This window comes from Streptomyces sp. CA2R106 (assembly GCF_037034245.1).
Classification (GTDB): Bacteria; Actinomycetota; Actinomycetes; order Streptomycetales; family Streptomycetaceae; genus Actinacidiphila.
Genome location: NZ_JBAGKC010000026.1, coordinates 26820 through 47540 on the forward strand (window position 1 = coordinate 26820; position 20721 = coordinate 47540).

General features: G+C 72.1%; 24 protein-coding genes. 13 read left to right on the plus strand and 11 right to left on the minus strand.

The features are described 5' to 3' along the window. The first annotated feature begins 155 nt into the window (after window positions 1-155). Window positions 156-977, plus strand: a complete 822-nt coding sequence (locus WA788_RS27930) for a MerR family transcriptional regulator (RefSeq protein ID WP_335981882.1) — start codon at window positions 156-158, stop codon at window positions 975-977. Between the two features lie 246 nt (window positions 978-1223). On the opposite strand, the gene WA788_RS27935 is transcribed toward WA788_RS27930, so the two are convergent. Together WA788_RS27935 and WA788_RS27940 are read right to left on the minus strand one after the other, a co-directional pair. Further along, complete coding sequence (locus WA788_RS27935) at window positions 1224-1601, minus strand: DUF2255 family protein (protein ID WP_335981884.1); 378 nt, start codon at window positions 1599-1601, stop codon at window positions 1224-1226. A gap of 139 nt (window positions 1602-1740) precedes the next feature. Then, a complete protein-coding gene (locus tag WA788_RS27940; protein ID WP_435174554.1) occupies window positions 1741-2316 on the minus strand; it encodes a TetR/AcrR family transcriptional regulator in 576 nt (191 codons plus the stop codon). Between the two features lie 63 nt (window positions 2317-2379). Between WA788_RS27940 and WA788_RS27945 the strand changes: the two genes are divergently transcribed. After that, window positions 2380-3372 carry an SDR family NAD(P)-dependent oxidoreductase gene (locus WA788_RS27945; RefSeq protein WP_335981886.1) on the plus strand — a complete coding sequence of 331 codons (993 nt, stop codon included), beginning with the start codon at window positions 2380-2382 and terminating at the stop codon, window positions 3370-3372. A 50-nt stretch (window positions 3373-3422) separates the two neighbouring features. Here WA788_RS27945 and WA788_RS27950 read toward each other — a convergent pair whose 3' ends face one another. Together WA788_RS27950 and WA788_RS27955 are read right to left on the minus strand one after the other, a co-directional pair. After that, entirely contained in the window at window positions 3423-4910 is a 1488-nt protein-coding gene (locus WA788_RS27950; protein ID WP_335981888.1) for an MFS transporter, read from the minus strand. Beyond that, window positions 4907-5752, minus strand: a complete 846-nt coding sequence (locus tag WA788_RS27955; protein WP_335981890.1) for an alpha/beta hydrolase — start codon at window positions 5750-5752, stop codon at window positions 4907-4909. Before WA788_RS27955 ends, WA788_RS27950 begins: the two co-directional genes overlap by 4 nt. A 118-nt stretch (window positions 5753-5870) precedes the next feature. On the opposite strand from WA788_RS27955, the gene WA788_RS27960 reads away from it, so the two are divergent. Both WA788_RS27960 and WA788_RS27965 read left to right on the plus strand, forming a co-directional pair. Continuing rightward, window positions 5871-6839 (plus strand): LysR family transcriptional regulator, encoded by a 969-nt coding sequence (locus WA788_RS27960; RefSeq protein ID WP_335981892.1) that lies wholly within the window; start codon window positions 5871-5873, stop codon window positions 6837-6839. A 72-nt stretch (window positions 6840-6911) separates the two neighbouring features. Beyond that, window positions 6912-7397, plus strand: a complete 486-nt coding sequence (locus tag WA788_RS27965; RefSeq protein WP_335981893.1) for a 2'-5' RNA ligase family protein — start codon at window positions 6912-6914, stop codon at window positions 7395-7397. 33 nt (window positions 7398-7430) lie between these two features. Here the strand turns inward: WA788_RS27965 and WA788_RS27970 are convergent, their stop codons facing one another. From WA788_RS27970 to WA788_RS27980, 3 genes are all read right to left on the minus strand, one after another. Then, the gene (locus tag WA788_RS27970; protein ID WP_335981895.1) at window positions 7431-8336 is read right to left on the minus strand and encodes an NADP-dependent oxidoreductase; all 906 of its coding nucleotides are present in this window, start codon (window positions 8334-8336) and stop codon (window positions 7431-7433) included. 137 nt (window positions 8337-8473) lie between these two features. Then, a complete protein-coding gene (locus WA788_RS27975) occupies window positions 8474-9259 on the minus strand; it encodes an AAA family ATPase (protein WP_335981897.1) in 786 nt (261 codons plus the stop codon). Between the two features lie 18 nt (window positions 9260-9277). After that, window positions 9278-9487 carry a DUF397 domain-containing protein gene (locus WA788_RS27980; RefSeq protein ID WP_335981899.1) on the minus strand — a complete coding sequence of 70 codons (210 nt, stop codon included), beginning with the start codon at window positions 9485-9487 and terminating at the stop codon, window positions 9278-9280. Window positions 9488-9614: 127 nt separating this feature from the next. Here WA788_RS27980 and WA788_RS27985 point away from each other — a divergent pair, with 127 nt between their 5' ends. Then, window positions 9615-10106 (plus strand): GNAT family N-acetyltransferase, encoded by a 492-nt coding sequence (locus WA788_RS27985; RefSeq protein WP_335981901.1) that lies wholly within the window; start codon window positions 9615-9617, stop codon window positions 10104-10106. Here the strand turns inward: WA788_RS27985 and WA788_RS27990 are convergent. The 3 genes from WA788_RS27990 to WA788_RS28000 all read right to left on the minus strand — a co-directional run bounded on the left by WA788_RS27990 (window position 10090) and on the right by WA788_RS28000 (window position 11412). Next, the gene (locus WA788_RS27990; RefSeq protein WP_335981903.1) at window positions 10090-10311 is read right to left on the minus strand and encodes a DUF397 domain-containing protein; all 222 of its coding nucleotides are present in this window, start codon (window positions 10309-10311) and stop codon (window positions 10090-10092) included. The two genes, WA788_RS27985 and WA788_RS27990, sit on opposite strands and share 17 nt — an antisense overlap. 67 nt (window positions 10312-10378) lie before the next feature. Beyond that, complete coding sequence (locus WA788_RS27995) at window positions 10379-10588, minus strand: DUF397 domain-containing protein (protein WP_335981904.1); 210 nt, start codon at window positions 10586-10588, stop codon at window positions 10379-10381. Next, window positions 10585-11412: a helix-turn-helix domain-containing protein gene (locus tag WA788_RS28000; protein WP_335981905.1), complete on the minus strand. Its 828-nt coding sequence runs from the start codon at window positions 11410-11412 to the stop codon at window positions 10585-10587. The genes WA788_RS27995 and WA788_RS28000 overlap by 4 nt, the downstream gene beginning before the upstream one ends. Before the next feature lie 352 nt (window positions 11413-11764). Here WA788_RS28000 and WA788_RS28005 point away from each other — a divergent pair, with 352 nt between their 5' ends. The 8 genes from WA788_RS28005 to WA788_RS28040 all read left to right on the plus strand — a co-directional run bounded on the left by WA788_RS28005 (window position 11765) and on the right by WA788_RS28040 (window position 20280). Continuing rightward, window positions 11765-12616 (plus strand): helix-turn-helix domain-containing protein, encoded by an 852-nt coding sequence (locus WA788_RS28005; protein WP_335981907.1) that lies wholly within the window; start codon window positions 11765-11767, stop codon window positions 12614-12616. Further along, on the plus strand, window positions 12613-14196 hold the full coding sequence (locus WA788_RS28010) for a S9 family peptidase (RefSeq protein ID WP_335981908.1): 1584 nt from the start codon (window positions 12613-12615) through the stop codon (window positions 14194-14196). Before WA788_RS28005 ends, WA788_RS28010 begins: the two co-directional genes overlap by 4 nt. Window positions 14197-14541: 345 nt before the next feature. After that, a complete protein-coding gene (locus WA788_RS28015; protein ID WP_335981909.1) occupies window positions 14542-15273 on the plus strand; it encodes a DUF1684 domain-containing protein in 732 nt (243 codons plus the stop codon). 55 nt (window positions 15274-15328) lie between these two features. Then, entirely contained in the window at window positions 15329-16846 is a 1518-nt protein-coding gene (locus tag WA788_RS28020) for an ABC transporter substrate-binding protein (RefSeq protein ID WP_335981911.1), read from the plus strand. Then, window positions 16846-17811: an ABC transporter permease gene (locus tag WA788_RS28025; RefSeq protein ID WP_335981913.1), complete on the plus strand. Its 966-nt coding sequence runs from the start codon at window positions 16846-16848 to the stop codon at window positions 17809-17811. Before WA788_RS28020 ends, WA788_RS28025 begins: the two co-directional genes overlap by 1 nt. Then, window positions 17808-18680, plus strand: a complete 873-nt coding sequence (locus tag WA788_RS28030) for an ABC transporter permease (protein WP_335981915.1) — start codon at window positions 17808-17810, stop codon at window positions 18678-18680. Before WA788_RS28025 ends, WA788_RS28030 begins: the two co-directional genes overlap by 4 nt. Continuing rightward, window positions 18677-19477 (plus strand): ABC transporter ATP-binding protein, encoded by an 801-nt coding sequence (locus tag WA788_RS28035; RefSeq protein WP_335981917.1) that lies wholly within the window; start codon window positions 18677-18679, stop codon window positions 19475-19477. Before WA788_RS28030 ends, WA788_RS28035 begins: the two co-directional genes overlap by 4 nt. Then, complete coding sequence (locus tag WA788_RS28040; RefSeq protein WP_335981919.1) at window positions 19474-20280, plus strand: ABC transporter ATP-binding protein; 807 nt, start codon at window positions 19474-19476, stop codon at window positions 20278-20280. The genes WA788_RS28035 and WA788_RS28040 overlap by 4 nt, the downstream gene beginning before the upstream one ends. Window positions 20281-20409: 129 nt before the next feature. Here the strand turns inward: WA788_RS28040 and WA788_RS28045 are convergent, their stop codons facing one another. Then, window positions 20410-20679: a hypothetical protein gene (locus WA788_RS28045; RefSeq protein WP_335982031.1), complete on the minus strand. Its 270-nt coding sequence runs from the start codon at window positions 20677-20679 to the stop codon at window positions 20410-20412. Between the last annotated feature and the right edge of the window lie 42 nt (window positions 20680-20721).

A 20721-nucleotide genomic window follows, 5' to 3' on the forward strand; every position in this document is an offset into this window, starting at 1 on the left:
GAGCGAAAGGGACATATACGGAAGAATCCGTCGGCATGGGTAAGCGCACGGACGCCCCGCCCCCGGGCCCGATGCCGCGCTCGCCGATGTCGCCGCAGATGGTCCCGTAGCTTCTTGACCCTCACACCGTGTCAGGCGGTCAACTCGGAGACATCATGTTCACCATCGGAGACTTCGCCCGCCACGGCCGTGTCTCGGTCCGGATGCTGCGGCACTACGACGCGACCGGGCTGCTGCACCCGGCCCACGTCGACCCCGCCAGCGGCTACCGCCACTACACCGCGGCCCAACTCGCCCGCCTCAACCGGATCGTCGCGCTGAAGGACCTGGGGTTCACCCTCCAGCAGGTCCGGGACATCGTGGACGAGAAGGTCGGTGTCGCGGAGCTGCACGGCATGCTGCGGCTGCGGCGGGCCGAACTGGAGACCGCGGTGGCTGCCGCGGCCGCGCGGTTGGTCCAGGTCGAGGCGAGGCTCCGAGCGATCGAGAGTGAGGGGCACATGCCCACGAACGACGTCGTCATCAAGACCGTCCCCGCCGTCCGCGTGGCGGAACTGACCGCGACCGCCGCGAGTTTCGCGCCCGAGGACATCGGGCCGGTGATCGGTCCGCTCTACGACGAGCTGCTCCGGTGCCTGGGCGCGGCGGGCATCGCGCCGACCGGTCCGGGCATCGCGTACTACGAGGACGCTCCGCAGGGCGGTGGCGGGATCGCCGTCCACGCGGCCGTCCAGGTCTCGGCGCCGCTCCAGGACGGGACGTTCCGCGTCCTCGACCTGCCGGCCCTCGACCAGGCGGCGACCATCGTGCACCGGGGCTCGATGGACCGCGTGGTCCCCACCGCCCAGACCCTGGCCCGCTGGATCGACGCCAACGGCTACCGGTCGACGGGATACCCGCGTGAGATCACCCTAGAGTGCCCGGAGAACCGCGCCGAGTGGGTGACGGAACTCCAGGCCCCGGTGGCGCGGGCCTGACCCCGCATGCTCGGGCCCGTCCGGTGCCGACCGACGTCGGTCGGCACCGGCCGGGCGCAGCAGGAGCAGCCGGCCGATGTGGGGGGGCGCCCAGGTGTTCCGCGCCCACGGTGCCGCCGACGGCCCGGCCGTAGCCGACCGGCAGGCTCTCCTGAGCGGTGGTCGGGTGCGGGCGGCGGTGTCCGGCGGGACGGCAAGCGCGGGTCGGCAAGCGGGGGCCGGCGGGCCGGCGAACGTCGGATCGGGCTACTGCTGCGGGGTCAGGCGCAGGGTGGTGGCCCGGGCCTGGTCGGCGACCATCGGCTCGACGTAGCCGGTGTAGCGGCCGTACTTGGCCCGGTAGGCGGCATCGACCTGTGCGTTGACCGTGTCGTCGGTGGTCGGGGTGAAGGCGACGTCGGCCTCCTCGCCCCCGGCGGCGATGTGCCCGGTGCCGCTTTCCCGGGCGGTGTTCCACCAGGAGCCGGCCGCACCGCGCCAGGACCGGACGTACAGGTCGTCGCCGTCCCGTACGACCCAGATGGTGGTGGCTTTGCGCAGGGAGCCGTCGCTGCGGCGGGGTGCGATGCGCAGTTCGTCGGCTGCGGCGATCCGCTCCAGCGTCCGGGGGTTCCAGGTGCTCACGGGCTGCTCTCCTTCACGGCGCGGGGCGTGGTCGGGCTACGACCGTCATCATCCCGTCCACCGGGCCGCGGGCGTGGGAAGCGGTGCGGGGCCGCTCAGGTGACGGTCGGCGGGGTCACCCGTTTCCTCCGGTGCGCCTTCAGCGCAGCAGCAGGTCGATCGCGATCCCCATCCGTTCACGGTAGAAGTCCCGTGCCGCGGCCTGGTGCTTGAGGCCGATCGACACGCTGATCATCGTCCTGGCGATACGGCGGGCCGCCGCCCGCCCCGCGGTGGCGGCGATCGCGTCGGTGATCAGCTGCTCGAAACGGCGCGGTGCGGTCTCGGCGATCTCCCCCAGCAGGCCGGGGTTGGCCTCGATGACCCCCGCCACGTCGCGTGCCAGCGGGCCGATGTAGCGGCCCGCCCAGTGGTCGAACGCGTCGAGGAGGCGCTCCGCGAGGGGCCGCCCGGTGGCGGCCAGGGCATGGTCGACGGCCGCGATGTCGCGTTCCAGCGCCTGGGTGGCGGCGGCGCGGAACAGGCTCTCCTTGGAGGAGAAGAGGAAGTACAGCCCGGGCCGGGAGATGTCGGCGGCCCGCGCCACCTCCTCCATCGAGGTCTTCCGGTAGCCGAATCGCGCGAACGTGGCCATGGCGGAGTCCAGGACCTTCGTTCGCCGGTCGGTGTCGGCGGCCGACGGCGAGGGGTGGCCGCCGGCGGTGGGGCTGTTCATGGGCCGAGCATACGAGTGGGCGCCGCACTATACAAATCAAGTCTAGTGCGTATAGTCGCCGCCATGACGACACGCGAACCCCTCTCCACACCCTTCACCGCCACCAGCACCGCGGACGACGTCGTGCGGGGCATCGACCTCGGCGGCGTCCGCGCGATCGTGACAGGAGCGTCGTCCGGGATCGGGGTCGAGACGGCCCGCGCGCTGACCGCTGCCGGGGCGGAAGTAACGCTCGCCGTCCGGAACACGGCGGCGGGGGAAGCCGTCGCCGAGGCGATCGCGAAATCGACTGCGGAGAGCGGCGGCGCAAACGAGGGGCCACGGCCCCGGGTCGTCCGGCTCGACCTCGCCGACCGGGCCTCCGTCGCACGCTGCGTCGACGCGTGGGACGGCCCGCTCCACCTGCTGATCAACAACGCGGGCGTGGTCACCAGCGGCCTCGAACGCACCCGCGAGGGCTGGGAGTTGCAGTTCGCGACGAACCACCTGGGCCATCTCGCCCTCGCGACCGGTCTCCACAACGCCCTGGCGCTGGGCGCGGCCGACCGCGGCGGAGCACGGATCGTCGCGGTCAGTTCGACGGCCCACATGCGCGCCGGCATCGACTTCGACGACCTGCACTTCGAGCGCCGCGGCTACGATCCGCAGATCGCCTACGCCCAGTCGAAGACGGCGAACTCCCTCTTCGCCGTCGAGGCGAGCCGGCGCTGGGCCTCCGACGGCATCGTGGCCAACGCGGTGAACCCCGGCGGCGTCGCGACCGGACTGCAACGGAACTTCACGGCGCGGCAGCGGGAGTCCCTCGACGCGGCCGAGGCCGCCGGGGTCTTCACCTACAAAACGGTCGAGCAGGGCGCAGCCACCACCATCGTCGCGGCCGTCGCCCCGCAGTTCGCCCACTCCGGCGGCCACTACCTCGACGACTGCCGCGAGGCGTACACCGTGCCGAACGACGCCGACCTGGCGCAACACCCGCACGGCGTCAAAGAATGGGCCCTCGACCCCGCCACCGCCCACCACCTCTGGACCGTCTCGACCACCCTGCTCCACCTCTGACCGCAAGGGCCCGCGCTTCTGCACCGCGTCGGCCTGCCCGGTCGGCGGGCTCACACTCCGGGGGTTCCGGACGTCGCCGTGGCGCGCGCCGCGTCCGTCCGCTCCGTGGGCGGGTGGGGGCGGGGGTGCATGCGGAGGCTGATCAGCGCGGTGAGGGCGAAGACGGCGGCCTCGTAGATCATGGCGTGGTGGAACGCGGTGCCCGGGGAGGCCGCGGGGGCGAAGTAGACGAGGCCCGCCACCGCCACCCCGATCGAGCCGCCCAGTTGCTGGGCGGTGGGCAGCAGCCCGGAGACCGAACCGGCGGCGGAGCCGTCCACCCGTGCCAGCACCAGCGCGAACACCGAGGCGGTGAACGCGCCGAACGCGGCGCCGCCGAACGCCAGGACCGGCAGCGCGGCCCAGCGCCCGGCCGCTGTGCCGATGAGCGGCGCGAGAGCCAGGGACGTGGCGGCCAGCACCAGCGCCGACGCCGTGAGCACGGCCGACCCGTGCCTGCGGGCCAGGGCGGGTGCGGCACGGCTGCCCAGGACGGCCGCGGCCGCGAAGGGCGCCGACGTCAGTGCGGCGGTGAGCGCGGAGTACCCGATGGCCGACTGGAGGTGCAGGGACAGCAGATACGTGAAGGACGGCACCCCGGCGTTGAACACGAACACCAGCAGCACCCCCGCACGCGCCCCGCGGTCGCGGAAGAGCGACGGCTGCACCAGGGGGTCCGGCCGGTGCGGGAGCGTCAGGGCGAAGCAGCCCAGCACGGCGACGGACAGGGCCAGCAGGGCCCAGGTCCACCAGGGCCAGCCGACTTGCCCGCCCAGCGCGAGCGGCAGCACCAGCGCGCCGAAGCCCACCGTGGTCAGCAACACGCCCGCGGTGTCGACGCGTTGTCCGGCCGCCCCGCGCGTACGGGGCAGTACGGTCGCCCCCGCGAGTGAGACGAGCGCCACGGGCACCGTGACCAGGAACACCGAACGCCAGCCGAGGCCGAAGAGGTCGGCGCCGACGAGGAGTCCGCCGATCAGCGGCCCGGCCAGCGACGCCAGTCCCATCGTGGCACCGAACAGGCCGAGAGCCCGCGGGCGCCGGGCAGCGGGGACGGCGACCTGGATGATCGACAGCACCTGCGGGGCGACGAGGCCGCTGCCCGCGCCCTGGACCAGCCGGGCCGCGATGAGGGTCGCGGCGTCGGGAGCGCACGCGGCGGCGACCGAGCCGGCCATGAAGACGATCGTGCCCAGCACGAACAGCCGGTGGTAGCCGTACCGGTCGCCGAGGCGCGCGGCCGTGATGAGCAGGCAGGCGTAGGTCAGGGTGTACCCGGCCAGGATCAGCTGCACGGCGCCCGAGCCGGCGCCCAGGTCGGTCCGGATCGCCGGGGCCGCGATCTGCGCGATGGTGACGTTGAGCAGCTGCACGAAGGTCGCGCTCAGCACGACCGGCAGGACGAGCCGCGAGCCGCCACCGGCCGCCGGCCGTCCCCTGCTCAGCGACGGGACAACCACCGCGGGCCGCCGCGGGCTCACGAACCGCTGCCGGCTCACGACGCCAGTGCCGCGGCGAGCTCGCTCGGCCGGGCGGCGAACGGGCTGTGGCTGCCGGGCAGGGCGCGCACCGTGAACGGGTTGTCGGGGAAGGCCCGGTCGGCCTCCGCGATCATCAGGTCCTGCGCGGCCGGTGCCAGGGCCTGGTCCTCGGCGCAGCGCAGGAACGTCCGTGGGATGCGCCCCCACCGTGCCGCGGTCAGGGTGACCGGCGCGGTCGGGATCGCCAGGGGCAGGTCGGGGCTCAGCGCGGTCCGCCACCGGTCGAAGCGGTCCGGCGGGGTGTCGTGGTAGTGGGTCTGCCGCAGCTCGTCGACGTACGCGGGGTCCGTCGAGAGCGGGTTGATCCGTACGGCACCCAGGGCCGCGGCGTCGCCGAGGTTGAGGTGCTGGCCCAGCGCGGTGGCGTTCTCGGGTGCGCCCAGGTAGTCGAAGAACCGCGGCCGCCCGCCAGGGACGAAGGCGGACAGGTACACGATCCGATCCACCAGCTCGGGCGCCCGCTCCGCGGCCAGGGACGCGGGACCGCCGCCCGCGCTGTGCGCGACGAGCACGACGGTGCGGTGGTGGCGCACCTGGCGCAGGACGTTCAGTACGGCCTCGGCGCAGTCGTCCATCGTCACGGCGGCGAGCGGGGACTTCTCGGTCAGCAGGCCCGGCTGGCCGGGCAGCAGGTATCCGGTGGGCAGGGGCGCGTCGAAGCCGTGCCCCGGCAGGTCGACGGCCACGCTCGCGGTGCCCGGTCCGGCCAGCGCGCGCTGCGTCGCCGCCCACTGCGCGGAGCTGTGCCAGGCGCCGTGCACGAGGACGAAGGCGGTGTCGGTCGCAGATGCGTTCTTCATGGCTCCATTCCAGGCGGGAACCGGGGCGCCATCCATTCGTAGATCTGGCAAGTGGCGTGGCGATACCTTCGAGGTATGGTCGGCAGTGGAATGGGGTCGAGGGAACGGAGGGCGGGACGTGGAGGCGCGGCACCTGCGGTACGCGGTCGCTCTGGCCGAGCACGCGCACTTCGGCCGGGCGGCCGGCGAGTTGGGCATCGCGCAGCCGCCGCTGTCCAAGCAGATCGCCGACCTGGAACGCGAGGTCGGGGTCCGGCTGTTCGACCGGACGCGCCAGGGCGTGTTCCCGACCGCCGCCGGCGAGGCGTTCCTCGCGCGGGCGCGCCGGGCGCTCGACGAGATCGCGGCGGCCACCGTCGACGCCGGCCGGGCCGCGCGCGGCGAGACGGGGCGGCTGCGCCTGGGGTTCGTCGCCTCGGCGCTGCTCGACCCGCTGCCGGGCGTGCTGAGCCGGTTCGGCCGCGACCGGCCCGACGTGAGACTGGAACTGCACGAGATGGCGACCAGCCGCAGCAGCCCCGCCCTCGTCGCCGGGGAGTTGGACGTGGCCTTCACCCTCGGCCCGCCCCGGGGTGCCGGAGCGGAGCATCTCGTGTCCGTCCCGGTCGGACGCGACCACGTGATCGCCGTGATCAGTACGGCGCACCCGTACGCGGGTCAACGGGCGGTCACCGCCGACCAGTTGCGGCGGCAGCCGCTGATCGTGTCGGCCGGCGAGGACGAGCCCGCGGTGGTCGCCGGACTGCGCGCCCTGCTGGGTGCGGACTCCCCTGCTCTCGGCGGCGCGACCGTCGCACGGGACGTGCACACGATCATCGGCCTGGCCGCCTCCGGTGTGGGCGTCGGGCTGGGGCCGTCCCGCATGAGGGCGGTCCCGCGGCCGGGAGTGCGGTTCTGCGAGGTGACCCCGCGCACTGGCCTGCCCGACCTCATCCTGTCCTTCGCGGCCCGCGACCACTCCCCGGTACTGCGCGCCTTCCTCGACACGATCCGGTCGAACTGCCCCGAGGTCGGGGCCGCCCTGGACGACCGGCTCCGGCCGTCCGGCCTGGCCTCCCCCGGGTCGCCGCCCGTCGGACCCCGCTGATAGACAGACACGATGGCGGATGACGAGGCGCAAGGACCCCGGGCACCCCGGGCAGGACAGTCAGGGCTGATCGTGCGGGTTCCGGAGGCGGAGCCCCTGGTAGGCACGTGGCGGGACCGGCTCGACCCCTCGGCCCGCGCCGGAGTTCCCGCACACGTCACCGTGCTCTTCCCGTTTCTCGACGCGAGCCGCATCGATGAGGGTGTCCGCGCCGCCATCGGCGAGGTGCTCGGCCGACAGGAGTCCTTCGAGGCCCGGTTCGACCACTGCGGCCGGTTCCCCGGAGTGCTGTATCTCGCGCCCGAACCGGACACCGGATTCAGACGCCTCACCGGGGCGATCGTGCGGCGGTGGCCGGAACACCCGCCGTTCGGCGGGCAGTTCGAGGATGCCGTGCCGCATCTGACCGTCGCCCAGGGCCAGGACGAGGCTGCCGTGGAGCAGGTCGAGGCCGACCTGCGCACCGGCCTTCCCGTCGTCGCCCGGGTCTCGGCCGTCGACCTGCTGGTTTACGACGGGACGCGGTGGCGGCAGCGGGCCTCCTTCCCGCTGGGGTAGCCGCGCACGCTCGTCTGTCGGAAGTGGACCGGGTCAGAGGCGGATCACGATCTTTCCCCGGGTGTGGCCGCCCTCGGAGGAGGTGTGCGCTTCCGCGATCTGTTCGAGCGGGTAGGTCCGCTCGATGTGCGGTGCGTAGCGGCCCCGGCGGCCGAGTTCGGCGGCTTCGGCGAGGAGCGCGGAGTCGTTCGTCGCGTGTGCCACCACGACGCCCAGGCCCTGCGCGTTGGTGTGGTCGGCGACCGTGGCCACGCGCGCGGGGTCCCCGACGATCGCGACGAGGTCGGCCAGGGACCCGGAACCCGCGGTGTCGAGCGCGACGTCGACGCCGTCGGGCGCCAGGTCGGCGAGGCGCTCCGCGAGGCCGGCGCCGTAGGTGGTCGCCACGGCTCCCAGGGAGGTGAGGAACTCGTGGTTGCGCTCACTGGCCGTCCCGATCACCTTCGCTCCCCGGGCCACCGCGATCTCGACCGCGGCACTGCCCACGCCACCGGCGGCACCCTCGATGAGCAGGGTCCGGCCCGACAGGGGACCGAGCGCGTTCAGCCCGCCGAGCGCGGTCACGGACGCCAGTGCGGCACCTGCGGCCTGCTCGTCGCTCCACGAGATGGGCGCGAGGGTCCAGGCCGAGAGCACGGCCAGCTCCGCCGTCGTGCCCGTGAGGCCGCCCAGCCCGAAGACGCGGTCGCCGACGGCCACCCCCTCCACGCCCGCACCGATCTCGTCGACCACGCCTGCGGCCTCACGCCCGGGAATCGCGGGCAGGTCCAGGGGGAACACCTCGCGCACCGCACCCGAGTGCAGTTTCCAGTCCACCGGGTTGACGCCGGCTGCCGCGACGCGGATACGGATCTCGCCCGGCCCGGGATGCGGGGCCGGCACCTCCTCGACCACGAGGGTGTCCACGCCGCCGTACTCGTGATAGCGGGCTGCACGCATGATGTTCTGCCTTTCCACACGGCCGCGGCGGGCCGCTGCTCAAGATCGCCGCGATAACTGCCGGCGAACGCCGACACCCACTACGCTAGAACCTCACATCAGTGTCAGATGCAAGTCGAGCCGACCACGACCTCGGCTCAGGGGCGGTGGCAGGGTGCCCTGGGGCGTGTCCGCGGCAGTCCGGTCCCGCCGCCGGCGTTACGCCAACCGGGCGAGCACGGCGGCCACGTTCTCCTCGTGCGCCCCGTGGTGTCGACGGTCAGCGTGCCCTCGGGCCAGGGCGGAAAGCGCGCCATGCGCTGCTCGACGTTCGGCCAGAGCCCGGCATCGTGCCACCCGGGGATGCCGCGCGTGCGCCCTTCCAGCCGGGCCCGGTGGACGACCGGATCGGAGCACACGCAGTGCACCGCGAACACCGGAACGCCCAGGCGCGCCCCGACGGCGTCGGCCAGCGTGCTCTTGCCGACCCCCGGCACCCCCGAGAACACGATCAGCCGAGCCCCCGGCGCCCGGTCCAGCGGATAGCGGGAGAAGTCCGCCGGGAGCCGCGGCGTCACATGGTCGGGTACCAGGGCGGTGGTGTACGCCGCGACGATGCGGTGCGGCTCGTCGGGCTCGATCGTGCAGGTGACGACATCGACGGAAGGGCCCGCCGTCCCGTCGGCGTGCCGCCGCACGCGCGCCCGGGCGGTGGTGGCACCGCCCTCCAACGCGACGACGGTCAAAGGGGCGTGCGTGGCCGCGCGGCCGCGGAACCGTTCGACGAAGACGTCCGGCGCCACCCGAGCCGTGAAAGCCGGGGCCAGGACCTCGGCCGCGTCCTTCCCCCAGTCCGCCCGACCGGCGAGACCGTCGAGCAACCACTCCAGCCGGGCCATCGCCGGACCGCCGATGCGGTGCTGCGCGCTGCCGTCGCGTGCCATGGTGCGGGGGGTGGGCGGTCAGGCGAGCGGGAACTCGCCGGATTTCACGGCCGCGACGAATGACGCGAACGCGTCGGCCGGGAAGTCCAGCACGGGGCCGGACGGGTCCTTGGAGTCGCGGACCGGGACGATGCCGCGCGAGGCGACGAGGTTCGCCGCGACCTCGACACAGGCGCCGCCGTTGCTGCTGTAGGAGGGCGTGAACCAGCGGGGGGACTCGGTCGTCATGGGGTGCCCTTTCGCAACCGGTTGAGCACGGCCACCGACGCCGCCTACGACCGCGCGTCGGCCTGGAGTCGATGGTAGGCCGTCAAATCGGTTGGAGGGGGAAGCACGTGGCGGTTATAGAAGTCGTATGAGCTCATGGCAGCTGGCCCCCGAGGCCGTCGGCACCGCGGACGCGACTCGCCTGCGGCGGGACTACTACGACGAGGTCGCCAGCCGCTACTGGAAACGGCCCGCCACCTCCGCGGAGGTCGACCAGGGCTTGGCGGACGACGGCGCGGAACTGCTCACCCCGCCCACCGGGCAGTTCGTCGTGGGCCGCTTCGACGGCGAGGCGGCCGCGTGCGGCGGACTGCTGATGCTGGACACGGAGCGCGCCGAGCTCACGCGCATCTACCTGGCCCCCGCCTTCCGCGGCAGGAAGGGCGCCGACCTCCTGCTGGAGCTGCTGGAGAACGAGGCACGGCTGCTCGGCGCCTCCCGTACGGTCCTCAACACCCGCCTCGACCTGGTCGAGGCCCGCGGGCTGTACGTCCGCCACGGCTACCGCGAGATTCCGGCTTACTGCACGGGGCCGTACGTGGAGATCTGGTACGGCAAGGACCTCAGCCGCGCCGCCTGACGGTGCCGAACTCCCCTGCCTTCACGCCTGCAATGAAGGAAGCGAACGCGGCCGACGGGAAGTCCAGCACCGGGCCGGACGGGTCCTTGGAGTCACGCACGGGGACCACGCCGCACGAGGCAACGAGGTTGGCGGCCACCTCGACGCATGCGCCGCCGTTGTTGCTGTAGGAGGACTTGAACCAACGCGGAGTTTCGGTCGTCACGGGGTGCCCTTTCGCGGTTGGCTGCCTGTGCCGCCTCCAACGGCGGCACAGGACATACCTACCCGTGTCAGACGGTGCCGAACTCGCCCGACTTCACACCGGCAATGAAGGAAGCGAACGAGGCCGACGGGAAGTCCAGCACCGGGCCGGACGGGTCCTTGGAGTCACGGACGGGGACCACGCCGCGCGAGGCGACGAGGTTGGCCGCGACCTCAACGCACTGGCCGCCGTTGCCGCTGTAAGAAGACTTGAACCAACGCGGAGTTTGGGTCGTCACGGGGTGCCCTTTCGCAACTGATTGATCAAGGCGACAGACTCCGCCTGTGACAGCGCTTCTGTCTGTAGCTGATGGTAGGCCGTCAGCATGGGCACCGCTAACGTGCTTTCGCGCACAAGATGTCCCCTGTATGCCGATTCGGCGTACAACATGAGCGAGCGGTCCGGCATCGTGAGCACAGTGACGGGCAGACTGAACGGCCGACGCTCCCCCATGGTGAACGGGGCCACTTGCAGCACGGTGTTGGGCAGGTCCGCGAACTCGACAAGGCGTTCCAGCTGGGCGTCCATGATGGACGGGGTTCCCATCGGCCGGTGGATACACCCTTCGTCCAGCACCACGATGATCAACGGCGACGGCGACCGTGCGAGGCCCGCCTGCCGTCTCGCAACGAGGGCAACTCGCTCGTCCGCCTGCTCGGGAGTGATCGCCTCTCTCCGCACCGCGTCCGCTTCCAGCACGGCGGCATAGTCGGCCGTCTGAAGGAGACCGGGTATGACACCGACCTCGTACAGCCGGATCTCGGCCGCTCTCGCCTCATGGGTTACATACTCCGGGAAGCCTTCGATGAGTGCCGTGTGCCGGACCGCTCGACACTCACGCTGTAGCTGCTCACCGGTGCCAAACGCCCGGTCAGCACTTGCCGCAAACCGCTGAGTTGGAGACCGGCGACCAGTTTCCACTGCCGAAACGTGCGAGCCGGAGCAACCCGTGCGCTCGCCCAGCTCATCCTGCGTCCACCCCCGCGCATCCCGCAGCCTGCGCAGACGCTCGCCGAATGCCGCGGCCGGAGAACTGTCGGGCTCCAGATCTTTGCGGTTCAACGGCTACGTCAACTCCTCATCCAAATTCCGCAAGTTGAACACGCCCGGACTCTGGGCCACGCTGGCCTTCCCGGTGGTGATCCGCCAAGGAAAGGAACGGGGCATCGATATGACGCTTGCCAAGCACCGGAAGCGCTACAACGTTGCCCCCGGAAGAGTTCCGGACTACACGCGTGGGGCGTTGCCGCCGTGCACGTGCAAGCGGTGTCACAATACCGCACGCACCGGGGCCAGTTAGCCGCGGGGGCTTTCTCGTCGGACGGATTCCGGCGAATTCGAAAGCGCCACGGAATTTCCGCTACGCACAACTACGCGTCAGCCGTAATGGGTGGCCGGGGGAAAGGGAAATCGTATGTCCGACAGGGTCGGGGTCAACGAGGCAGTGATCGCCTCGGACCCGCATTCGGCGCGGGCGTTGTACGCACGTCAGCTCGGCGCGCTGCGCGAGAAAGCGGGGATGAGCTACATGCAGTTGGGCGCGTTGTGCATGTACGAGCAGTCGTATCTGCACCGGTTGGAGCGCGGGCAGCGCCTGGGCACGCTGGAGGTGGCCCGGATGCTGGACAAGGTGTACGGGACCGGGGACCTGCTGGAGCGGCTGTGGCGCCTGGCGAAGCGGGAGACGCAGGACCAGTTGGTGCGGAGTCCGGCGCCGTTCGAGGTGAACGCGGCCCGTATCCGTGAGTACGCCGGCCACGCGATTCCCGACCTGCTCCAGATCGGGGCGTATGCGCGAGAGCAGTTGGAGTGGGCGCAGGTGGCGGAGGAGCAGGTGGCGGCCGAAGTCGCGGAGCGGTTGGAGCGCCAAACCGCATTGGCCGGGCCGGAGCCGGTGTATTACCGGGCGTTGATCGACGAGGCGGCGCTGCGGCGCAAGGCGCGGGACCCGCAGACGTGGACGGCCCAGCTGGAGCACCTGATCGAGGCCGCGCAGTGGCCGGGGATCGCGCTGCACGTCGTACCGTTCGCGGCCGGTCCGCACCACCTGCGCGGCTCGCTGGAGCTGATCTCCCTGCGCGACGGGTCCACCGTGGCGTACACGCAGGGCAGTTGGAGCGGCCACCTCACCGACGACCCGGAAGACCTCGAGGCGCTGCGGGTCGCGTTCGACGCGCTGCGCGACACCGCGCTCCTGCCGGCGGAGTCGCTGGCGTTCCTCCGCACCCTGCTGGAGGACCACATGGGGAACGGGCCGCAGCATTGACCGCCGTTCCGCCTCTGCGCGCCGAGTTGCTGGTGGACGGCGCCGTGCCGCACTCCCCGGCGGTCTCGCCGGACGGGCGCCTGGTCGCGTACTGCGTGGAGGCGTTCGACGCGGACGGCGGGCGTACGAGCAGGTTGTGGGTGGGCCCGAGCGACGGTTCCGCTCCTCCCGCGCCGGTCGTTGCCGGGTTCACGGCCTGCGAACGCCCGTACTGGGGCCCGGACTCGGCCTCGCTGGTCTTCCGTTCGGGCGGCCAGCTGCACCAGGTGCCGGTGAACGGTACGGCGGTGGGCGCCCCGCGACCGCTGACCGACCGCCCGGGCGGCATCGTGGACCACTGGCCGTCGGCCGACGGCGCCACCGTCGCCGTATCGGCGCTGGACGAGCCGGGCGGGGCCGGGGAGGACAGCGCGGGCGACCCGATCCTGTGGGGGCGCGGCCCGAGTGCCCGGCTCCGGCTGCTCGACCTCGGCACGCGCACGCTGCGGACCGTGGACGGGCTGGGCGACCGGCATGTGGTCGACGTGTCCCAACGGCCGGACGGCGGACCCCTCGCCGTCCTCAGCTGGGCCCAACCCGAGACCGATCCGGGCGTCTTCACCGCCGAACTGCACCTGGTCGATCCCAGCAGCGGCGCGGTACGCGGCCTCGGGCCCGTCGCCGCGCTGGTCAGCACCGCGCCGCACCCCATGGACGTCTTCGCCGGGGCAGCGCGGGGACCGTTGACCCGGCTCACGGACACCAGGCCCGAGATGCGCCGGATCGCCTGGGGCACCCAGGAGCGCCTGTCCTACCGGGCCGGTGACGGGCTCGGGCTCGACGGCCTGCTGATCCTGCCGCCCGGCCGGACGCGCGGGGACGGCCCGTTCCCGCTGGTCGCCTTCGTGCACGGCGGCCCATACCACCGCTGGGCCGACGAGCTGACCAGCGGCTGGTTCGATCCGGGCCAGTGGCTCGCGGCGGCCGGCCTCGCCGTGTTCCTGCCCAACCCGCGCGGCGGCCAGGGTCACGGCCACGCGTTCGCGGCGGCCGTCGCGGGCCGGCTGGGCGCGGAGGAGTTCACGGACATCCTGGCCGGGATCGACCTGCTGGTGGAGGCGGGCATCGCGGACCCGGGCCGGCTGGGGATCGGCGGGTGGAGCCACGGCGGGTTCATGGCGGCCTGGGCCGTCGGGCAGACCGACCGGTTCGGGGCCGCCATGATGGGCGCCGGGATCAGCGACTGGGGCATGCAGGCCGCGATCGGCGAGGAAGGCGCCTTGGAGGGCGCGCTCAGCGGCAGCCGCGGCTGGGAGGGCCCGGGGCCGCACCGCCACGACGCGCACAGCCCGATCAGCTTCGCCGCCCGCGTCCGCACTCCCGTCCTCATCCTCCACGGCCAGGACGACACCAACGTGCCGCTGGGGCAGTCGCTCTCCTTCCACCGCGCCCTGCGCCACTTCGGCGTCCCGCACGAGTTCGCCGTCTACCCCCGCGAGGGGCACGGCCTCACCGAACGCGCCCACCAGCTCGACGCCCTCCACCGCATCCGCGCCTGGTTCACCCACCACCTCGCCGCACCCGCACCGCACGCCTCCTGACCGGCAGCAGACGGTTGCGGGCCCTCCGGTCCGCGCGGCAAGACCGCGCTCCTGCCGTGCCAGGACCACCGCGGTCGGCGGTGGGTACTTCGCCATGGAACCCGAAGCCGTCTGACCGATCGACGGGCACGGGCCCCGGACCGGAGGCCCGACCCCTTCTGCTCGACCACGGTTTCCGGCCCCGGCGGCGGGCGCACGCCCGGCGGTGAGACAGGTTGTTCCGCATGGCGAGACGACGGTTTGACATTAGGAGACCTTATGGCCGATAAAGTATTTGCTTTGGCCATTCCCTCACGGTCTGTGACGGGCGTCACGTTCACCACCCTCTAGCCGAATGAGTACGCCGTGTCCCAGCTCCCCGCCTCGCCCTCGCCCTCCGCCGGCCCCGAGGAGCAGTGGAACACCTGGCGTGCCGAGCGCGTTCGCGCCCTCACCGCGCCCACCGGGAACCTCGCCCTCGTCGAGACCCGCTGGCTGCCCGCCGGTGAGGAGGCGGACGCCGACGCCGTCCGCGCGGGACTTCCCGACACGGTGACGGTCACCACCCTCAGCCGCACCGACCTGGTCACCGGCGCCCCCGAGCACGGCCTGCGCCTGTGGGACGCGGACTCGCCGGCCATCGCGCACTTCGAGGGCATCGCGACCTTCCCGTACCACCCCTCCTGGGTCCTGGAAGCCGACTACACGCCCGTCCCCGGCGCCCGCCGCGTCGCCTTCGAGCACCTGCGCGACAACGGCGGCACCCGCGACCTGGTCGTCCCCGGCGACATCACGCTCACCGTGGACGGCCGCGCCTACACCCTCAGCGCCTTCGATGACGACGGCACCCTCCTGCTCGTCTTCGGCGACCCCACCAACGGGGACACCACCTACGGCGCGGGCCGCTTCCTGTTCGTCCAGCGCACCGACGACGACAGCCGTGTCGTCCTCGACTTCAACCGGGCCTTCGTGCCGCCCTGCGGATTCTCCGATCAGTACAACTGTCCGATGCCGCCGCGGCAGAACCGCTTCCACCTGCCGGTCCACGCCGGCGAGAAGCACCCTGTCTTCCGCGACGGCTTCGCCGCACAGCACTGATCGACCCCCTCCGCAGCACCCCTCGCACCTTCCGCACGAAAGCGCTCTGGACACCATGAGAATCCACAAGACCGCCCGCTACGCCGTCGCCGCCTCCGCCGTCCTCGGGATCACCCTCACCGCCTGCGGCGGCTCCGGTGGCAGCAGCGCCTCCTCGTCCGGCGGCTGGAACAAGGACGCCACCGTCAACATCGGCTCCCTGTACGAACCGCAGAACCTCGACAACACCGCGGGCGGCGGCCAGGGCGTCACCGAGGCCCTCAACGGCAACGTCTACGAGGGCCTGTTCAAGCTCACCGACGACGGCAAGGTCGAGAACCTCCTCGCCAGGAGCTACACCAAGAGCGCCGACGGCCTCACCTACACCTTCACCCTGCGCGACGGCGTGAAGTTCCACAGCGGCAGGGAACTCACCAGCGCCGACGTCAAGTACAGCCTGCGCAAGGTCCTCGCCGACGACTCGCAGTCCGCCCGCAAGAGCAACCTCGAAGTCGTCAAGGACATCGCCACCCCCGACGCGCACACCGTCAAGGTCACGCTGTCGCAGAAGTCGATCTCCTTCGTCTACAACCTCTCCTACGTCTGGATCATCGACTCCCAGGCGAAGAACCTGAAGACGACCGAGGACGGCACCGGCCCGTACGAGCTCGGCAAGTGGACCCGCGGCTCCGCACTGAGCCTGAAGCGGTTCGCCGGCTACTGGGGCACCCCGGCCACCAACGCGCAGGTCGTCTTCCACTACTTCAAGGACGCCACCGCCCTCAACAACGCCCTGCTGACCAACGCCGTGGACGTGGTCACCAGCGAGCAGTCCCCCGACGCCCTCGACCAGTTCAAGAGCAACCAGAACTACAAGGTCAACGACGGCAACTCCACCACCAAGCTGCTCCTGGCCTTCAACGACAAGGCGAAGCCCTTCACCGACGTCAAGGTCCGCAAGGCCGTCTCCGAGGCCATCGACGACAAGAAGCTCCTGGAATCCATCTGGGGCGGCTACGGCAAGCTCATCGGCTCGATGGTGCCGCCCACCGACCCCTGGTACGAGGACCTCACCGGCGTCAACGCCTACAACGTCGCCGACGCCAAGAAGCTCCTCGCCGCCGCCGGCTACGCCAAGGGCTTCAGCTTCACCCTCGACACACCCAACTACGACCCGCACCCCACCGTCGCGACCTTCGTCAAGTCGCAACTGGCCAAGGTCGGCATCACCGTCAAGATCAACACGATCACGCCCGACGAGTGGTACACGAAGGTCTACAAGAACCACGACTTCACCGCCACCCTCCAGGAGCACGTCAACGACCGCGACCTGACCTGGTACGGCAACCCGGACTTCTACTGGGGCTACGACAACAAGCAGGTCACCGCGTGGGTCAAGGAGGCCGAGGAAGCCTCCACCACCGGCGAGCAAACCGCGCTGCTGAAGAAGGTCAACGAGCAGACGGCGAAGGACGCGGCCAGCGACTGGCTCTACCTCTACCCGCAGATCGTCGTGGCCAGCACCAAGGTGTCCGGCTACCCGCTCAACGGCCTCAACTCCCAGTTCTACGCCTACGCCATCAAGAAGGGCTGATGGGGCGCTACCTGCTGCGCCGCCTGGCGTTCCTGCTGGTGTCGCTGGCGCTGGCGAGCGTGGTGCTGTTCGTCCTGCTGCGCCTGCTGCCCGGCGACCCGGCCAACGCGCTCACCTCGGTGGGCGCCAGCCCGGAGCAGATCGCCGCGGCCCGCCACTCCATCGGCTCCGACCGGCCGCTGCTCGGACAGTTCACCCACTGGATCGGGCAGCTGGCCCGCGGCGACCTCGGCACGTCCTTCGTCAGCTCGCTGCCGGTCCGCCCCGAGGTCACCTCCCGCCTGGACGTCACGCTGCCGCTGACGCTGGCCGCGTTCGTGCTGGCCGTCGTCATCGCGGTGCCCGTCGGCTTCGTCGCCGCCCACAAACGCCACCGCTGGTACGGCGCACTGCTCAGCGGGATATCCCAACTGGGCATCGCCGTCCCGGTGTTCTGGCTCGGCATGATCCTCATCTCGGTGTTCGCGCTCAACGCGCGCTGGCTGCCCGCCGGCGGGTTCCCCCCGGACGGCTGGTCCGCGCCGGGCGACGCCGTCCGCTCACTCGTCCTGCCGGTGATCACCATCGCCCTGGTGATGAGCGCCTCCCTGACCCGCTACGTCCGCTCCGCCGTCCTCGACGTCCTCGGCAGCGACCACCTGCGCACCGCGCGGGCCCTCGGCGAGTCCTTCGCCGGCGCGATGTGGCGCCACGGGCTGCGCAGCGCCTCCGTGCCGGTGATCTCCGTCCTCGGCATCGAACTGGCCTCCACCCTGCTGGGCGCCGTCGTCGTCGAGTCGGTCTACGCGCTGCCCGGCCTCGGCTCCCTGCTCGCCACCGGCATCTCGGAGCACGACTACCCGGTCATCCAGGGCGTCCTGTTCGTCTCCACCCTCGCCGTGCTGCTGATCGGCTTCGCCGCCGACCTGGTGCAGCGGCTCATCGACCCACGGCTACGCGGACGGCTCTCCGGAGGTGCCCGATGACCGCCGCCCCCGACCTGCTCACCGAGGAGGTCGAGCCCGTCCCCGCCGGGCGGCGCCGCCGCTCTGCCACCCTGGTGTCCGGTGTGACCCTGACCGGCCTGATCGTGCTGCTCGCCCTGGTCTCCGCGTTCTGGACGCCCTACGCCACCGACGACACCTCCGGCGGACGGCTCGCCGGGCCCGGCGGCGGGCATCTGCTGGGCACCGACAAGCTCGGCCGCGACCTGTTCACCCAGCTGATGACCGGCTCCCGTATCGCCGTCGAGGCCGGACTCGGCTCGGTGGCCATCGCCGCGCTCATCGGCGTCACCCTCGGGGTGCTCGCCGCGTTCGCCCAGGGCTGGCTCGACGACACGCTCGCCGCGTTCCTCGACATCCTCATCGCGTTCCCGACGCTGCTGCTGGCGATGCTCGTCGTCACCGCCCGCTCCGCCACCCTCAGCTCCGCGATCATCGCCATCGGCCTCGCGCAGAGCGCCGTGGTCGCCCGGCTGGTCCGCATCCTGGTCAAGCGGGTCCTCACCCAGGACTACATCACCGCGGCACGGACCTCCGGCACCTCCTGGCCGCGTACGGTGCTCGGGCACGTCCTGCCGAACATCTGGCCCACCCTCGTGGTGAACCTCGCCCTCCAGTTCGGCCTCGCGGTCCTCGCCGAAGCCGGACTGTCCTACCTCGGCCTCGGCGCTCCCCCGCCCAACGCCTCGTGGGGGCGGATGCTCCAGGAGGCCCAGGCCACCTTCACCACGGCCCCCGCGGGCGCGCTCGCCCCCGGCATCCTGCTCGTCGTGCTCGTCGTGGGCGTCAACCTCGTCGCCGACGGGCTGCGCGACACCCTCGACCCGGCCAGCCGCGGGAGGCGCGCATGACCCTCCTCGACGTACGCGACCTGACCATCCGCACCGCCGCGGGACGTACCCTCGTCGACGGCCTGACCTTCTCCGTCGACCGGGGCGGGCGGCTCGGCCTGATCGGCGAGTCCGGCTCCGGCAAGTCGCTGACCACGCTCGCCGTCCTCGGTCTGCTGCCCGAGGGCATGACCGCCTCCGGCAGCGTGGAGCTCGCCGGCACCCAGATCGTCGGCGCCCCCGAAAGGCGCCTCAACGCCGTACGCGGCAAGGACGCGGCCGTCGTCTTCCAGGAACCGCTGACCGCCCTGGACCCGCTGATGCGGCTGGGCCGCCAGATCGCCGGTCCGCTCGGTCGCCGCACCGGCCTGAAGGGCGCCGCCCTGCGCGCCGCCGTGCTCGAAGGGCTCGACCGCGTCCGGCTGCCCGAACCCCGGCGCATCGCGCGCGCCTTCCCGCACGAGATCTCCGGCGGCCAGCGCCAGCGCGTCGCCCTCGCCATGGCACTGGCCTGCGAACCGAGCCTGCTCATCGCCGACGAGCCCACCACCGCGCTCGACGTGTCCGTGCAGGCCGAGATGCTCGACCTCCTCGACACCCTCGTCCGGGAACGCGACATGGCCGTCCTGTTCGTCAGCCACGACCTCGCCGTGGTCTCCCGCATCACCGACCGCGCCCTCGTCCTCAAGGACGGCCGCGCCGTCGAGGAGGGCGCCGTGCTCGACGTCGTCACCGCGCCCCGCGCGCAGTACACCCGGGAACTCATCGCGGGCGCACGGAAGTTGCAGGACGCGCTGGACCGAAGGAGCGCACGATGACCCCGGCCCGGGCCCACGCGAAGACGGCGGAGCGGCCGGGGACGCCGCTTCTGGAACTCGACGACGTGGCAGTGCGCTACCGGGGAGGCGCCGCCGACGTGGTCCGGGACGTCTCCTTCGCCGTCCAACCCGGCCGCTCCCTCGCCCTCGTCGGCGAGTCCGGCGCCGGCAAGACGACCCTGCTGCGGCTCCTGTCGGGGCTACTGCGGCCCACCGCGGGCACCGTCCGCTTCGACGGCGACCCCTTCACCGCGCGCGACCGGCAGCAGCTGCGCCGCTTCCGCCGCAGCGTCCAGGTGGTCTTCCAGGACCCCTACTCCTCCCTCGACCCCCGGCGCCGCGTCGCCGCGATCGTCGCCGAACCGCTGCGCTCCCTCGGCATCGACAGCCGGAGCACCGCCGCCCCCAAGGTCGCCGCCGCCCTCGAACGGGTCGGGCTGCCCGCGGATGCCGCGAGCCGCTACCCGCACGAGTTCTCCGGCGGCCAGCGCCAGCGCATCGCGATCGCGCGGGCCGTGGTCTGCGACCCGCGCGTCCTGCTCGCCGACGAACCGGTCAGCGCGCTCGACGTCACCACCCGCGTCAAGGTCGTCGACCTCCTCGCCGAACTGAAGGAGGAGTACGACCTGACGATCGTGATGGTCTCCCACGACCTGTCCGTCGTCGCGTCCCTCTGCGAGCACACCGTGGTCCTCGAACGGGGCCGTGTCGTCGAACAGGGCGACACCGGCCAGGTGCTGGGCGACCCCGCCCACCCCTACACCCGCCGGCTGCTGGACAGCGTCCCGCGCCTGCCGGCGTAGCAGGAAGCGAAGGCCGCACCGCGGCCGGCTAGTAGCCCGGGATCGTGTAGGTGGGCACGGTCAGGCCGGCGCAGGAGGCGGGGGCGGTGCCGCCGGAGACGACGTCGGCCGTCAGCCCGGCGGGCACGGTCACCGGCACCGACTGGCCGTGTCGCCGTAGGTGTTGGTGGTGGAGCCCGCGATGCCGTCGAGGATGCGGCCCTCGGCCGTGGCGCGTTGGCGGTGCCGCAGTTCCAGTACGGCGATCGGCATTTCGGCGGTGCTGGTGGCGAACGCCGTGAGCCGCAGGCCGTCGGCGTCGGCGATCCGCAGCCGGGTCACACGGACGAAGCACCCACCCGCACCCGATTCGGCACCGCGCGAGATCTGGACGCCGTCCGCACCCGCTTGTAGCCTCAAGCCGCACTCCGTCATTGAATCGTTTCATATGACCAACCCCCG

Excerpts from the sequence above, each read along its gene's own strand:
- WA788_RS28035 (WP_335981917.1), top strand. The coding sequence starts at position 18,677 with ATGACCCTCCTCGACGTACGCGACCTGACCATCCGCACCGCCGCGGGA.
- WA788_RS27985 (WP_335981901.1), top strand. The coding sequence starts at position 9,615 with ATGAGCTCATGGCAGCTGGCCCCCGAGGCCGTCGGCACCGCGGACGCG.
- WA788_RS28005 (WP_335981907.1), top strand. The coding sequence starts at position 11,765 with ATGTCCGACAGGGTCGGGGTCAACGAGGCAGTGATCGCCTCGGACCCG.
- WA788_RS27945 (WP_335981886.1), top strand. The coding sequence starts at position 2,380 with ATGACGACACGCGAACCCCTCTCCACACCCTTCACCGCCACCAGCACC.
- WA788_RS27930 (WP_335981882.1), top strand. The coding sequence starts at position 156 with ATGTTCACCATCGGAGACTTCGCCCGCCACGGCCGTGTCTCGGTCCGG.
- WA788_RS27970 (WP_335981895.1), bottom strand. The coding sequence starts at position 8,336 with ATGCGTGCAGCCCGCTATCACGAGTACGGCGGCGTGGACACCCTCGTG.
- WA788_RS27975 (WP_335981897.1), bottom strand. The coding sequence starts at position 9,259 with ATGGCACGCGACGGCAGCGCGCAGCACCGCATCGGCGGTCCGGCGATG.
- WA788_RS27940 (WP_435174554.1), bottom strand. The coding sequence starts at position 2,316 with ATGAACAGCCCCACCGCCGGCGGCCACCCCTCGCCGTCGGCCGCCGAC.
- WA788_RS27980 (WP_335981899.1), bottom strand. The coding sequence starts at position 9,487 with ATGACGACCGAGTCCCCCCGCTGGTTCACGCCCTCCTACAGCAGCAAC.
- WA788_RS28040 (WP_335981919.1), top strand. The coding sequence starts at position 19,474 with ATGACCCCGGCCCGGGCCCACGCGAAGACGGCGGAGCGGCCGGGGACG.
- WA788_RS28020 (WP_335981911.1), top strand. The coding sequence starts at position 15,329 with ATGAGAATCCACAAGACCGCCCGCTACGCCGTCGCCGCCTCCGCCGTC.
- WA788_RS27955 (WP_335981890.1), bottom strand. The coding sequence starts at position 5,752 with ATGAAGAACGCATCTGCGACCGACACCGCCTTCGTCCTCGTGCACGGC.
- WA788_RS28030 (WP_335981915.1), top strand. The coding sequence starts at position 17,808 with ATGACCGCCGCCCCCGACCTGCTCACCGAGGAGGTCGAGCCCGTCCCC.
- WA788_RS28025 (WP_335981913.1), top strand. The coding sequence starts at position 16,846 with ATGGGGCGCTACCTGCTGCGCCGCCTGGCGTTCCTGCTGGTGTCGCTG.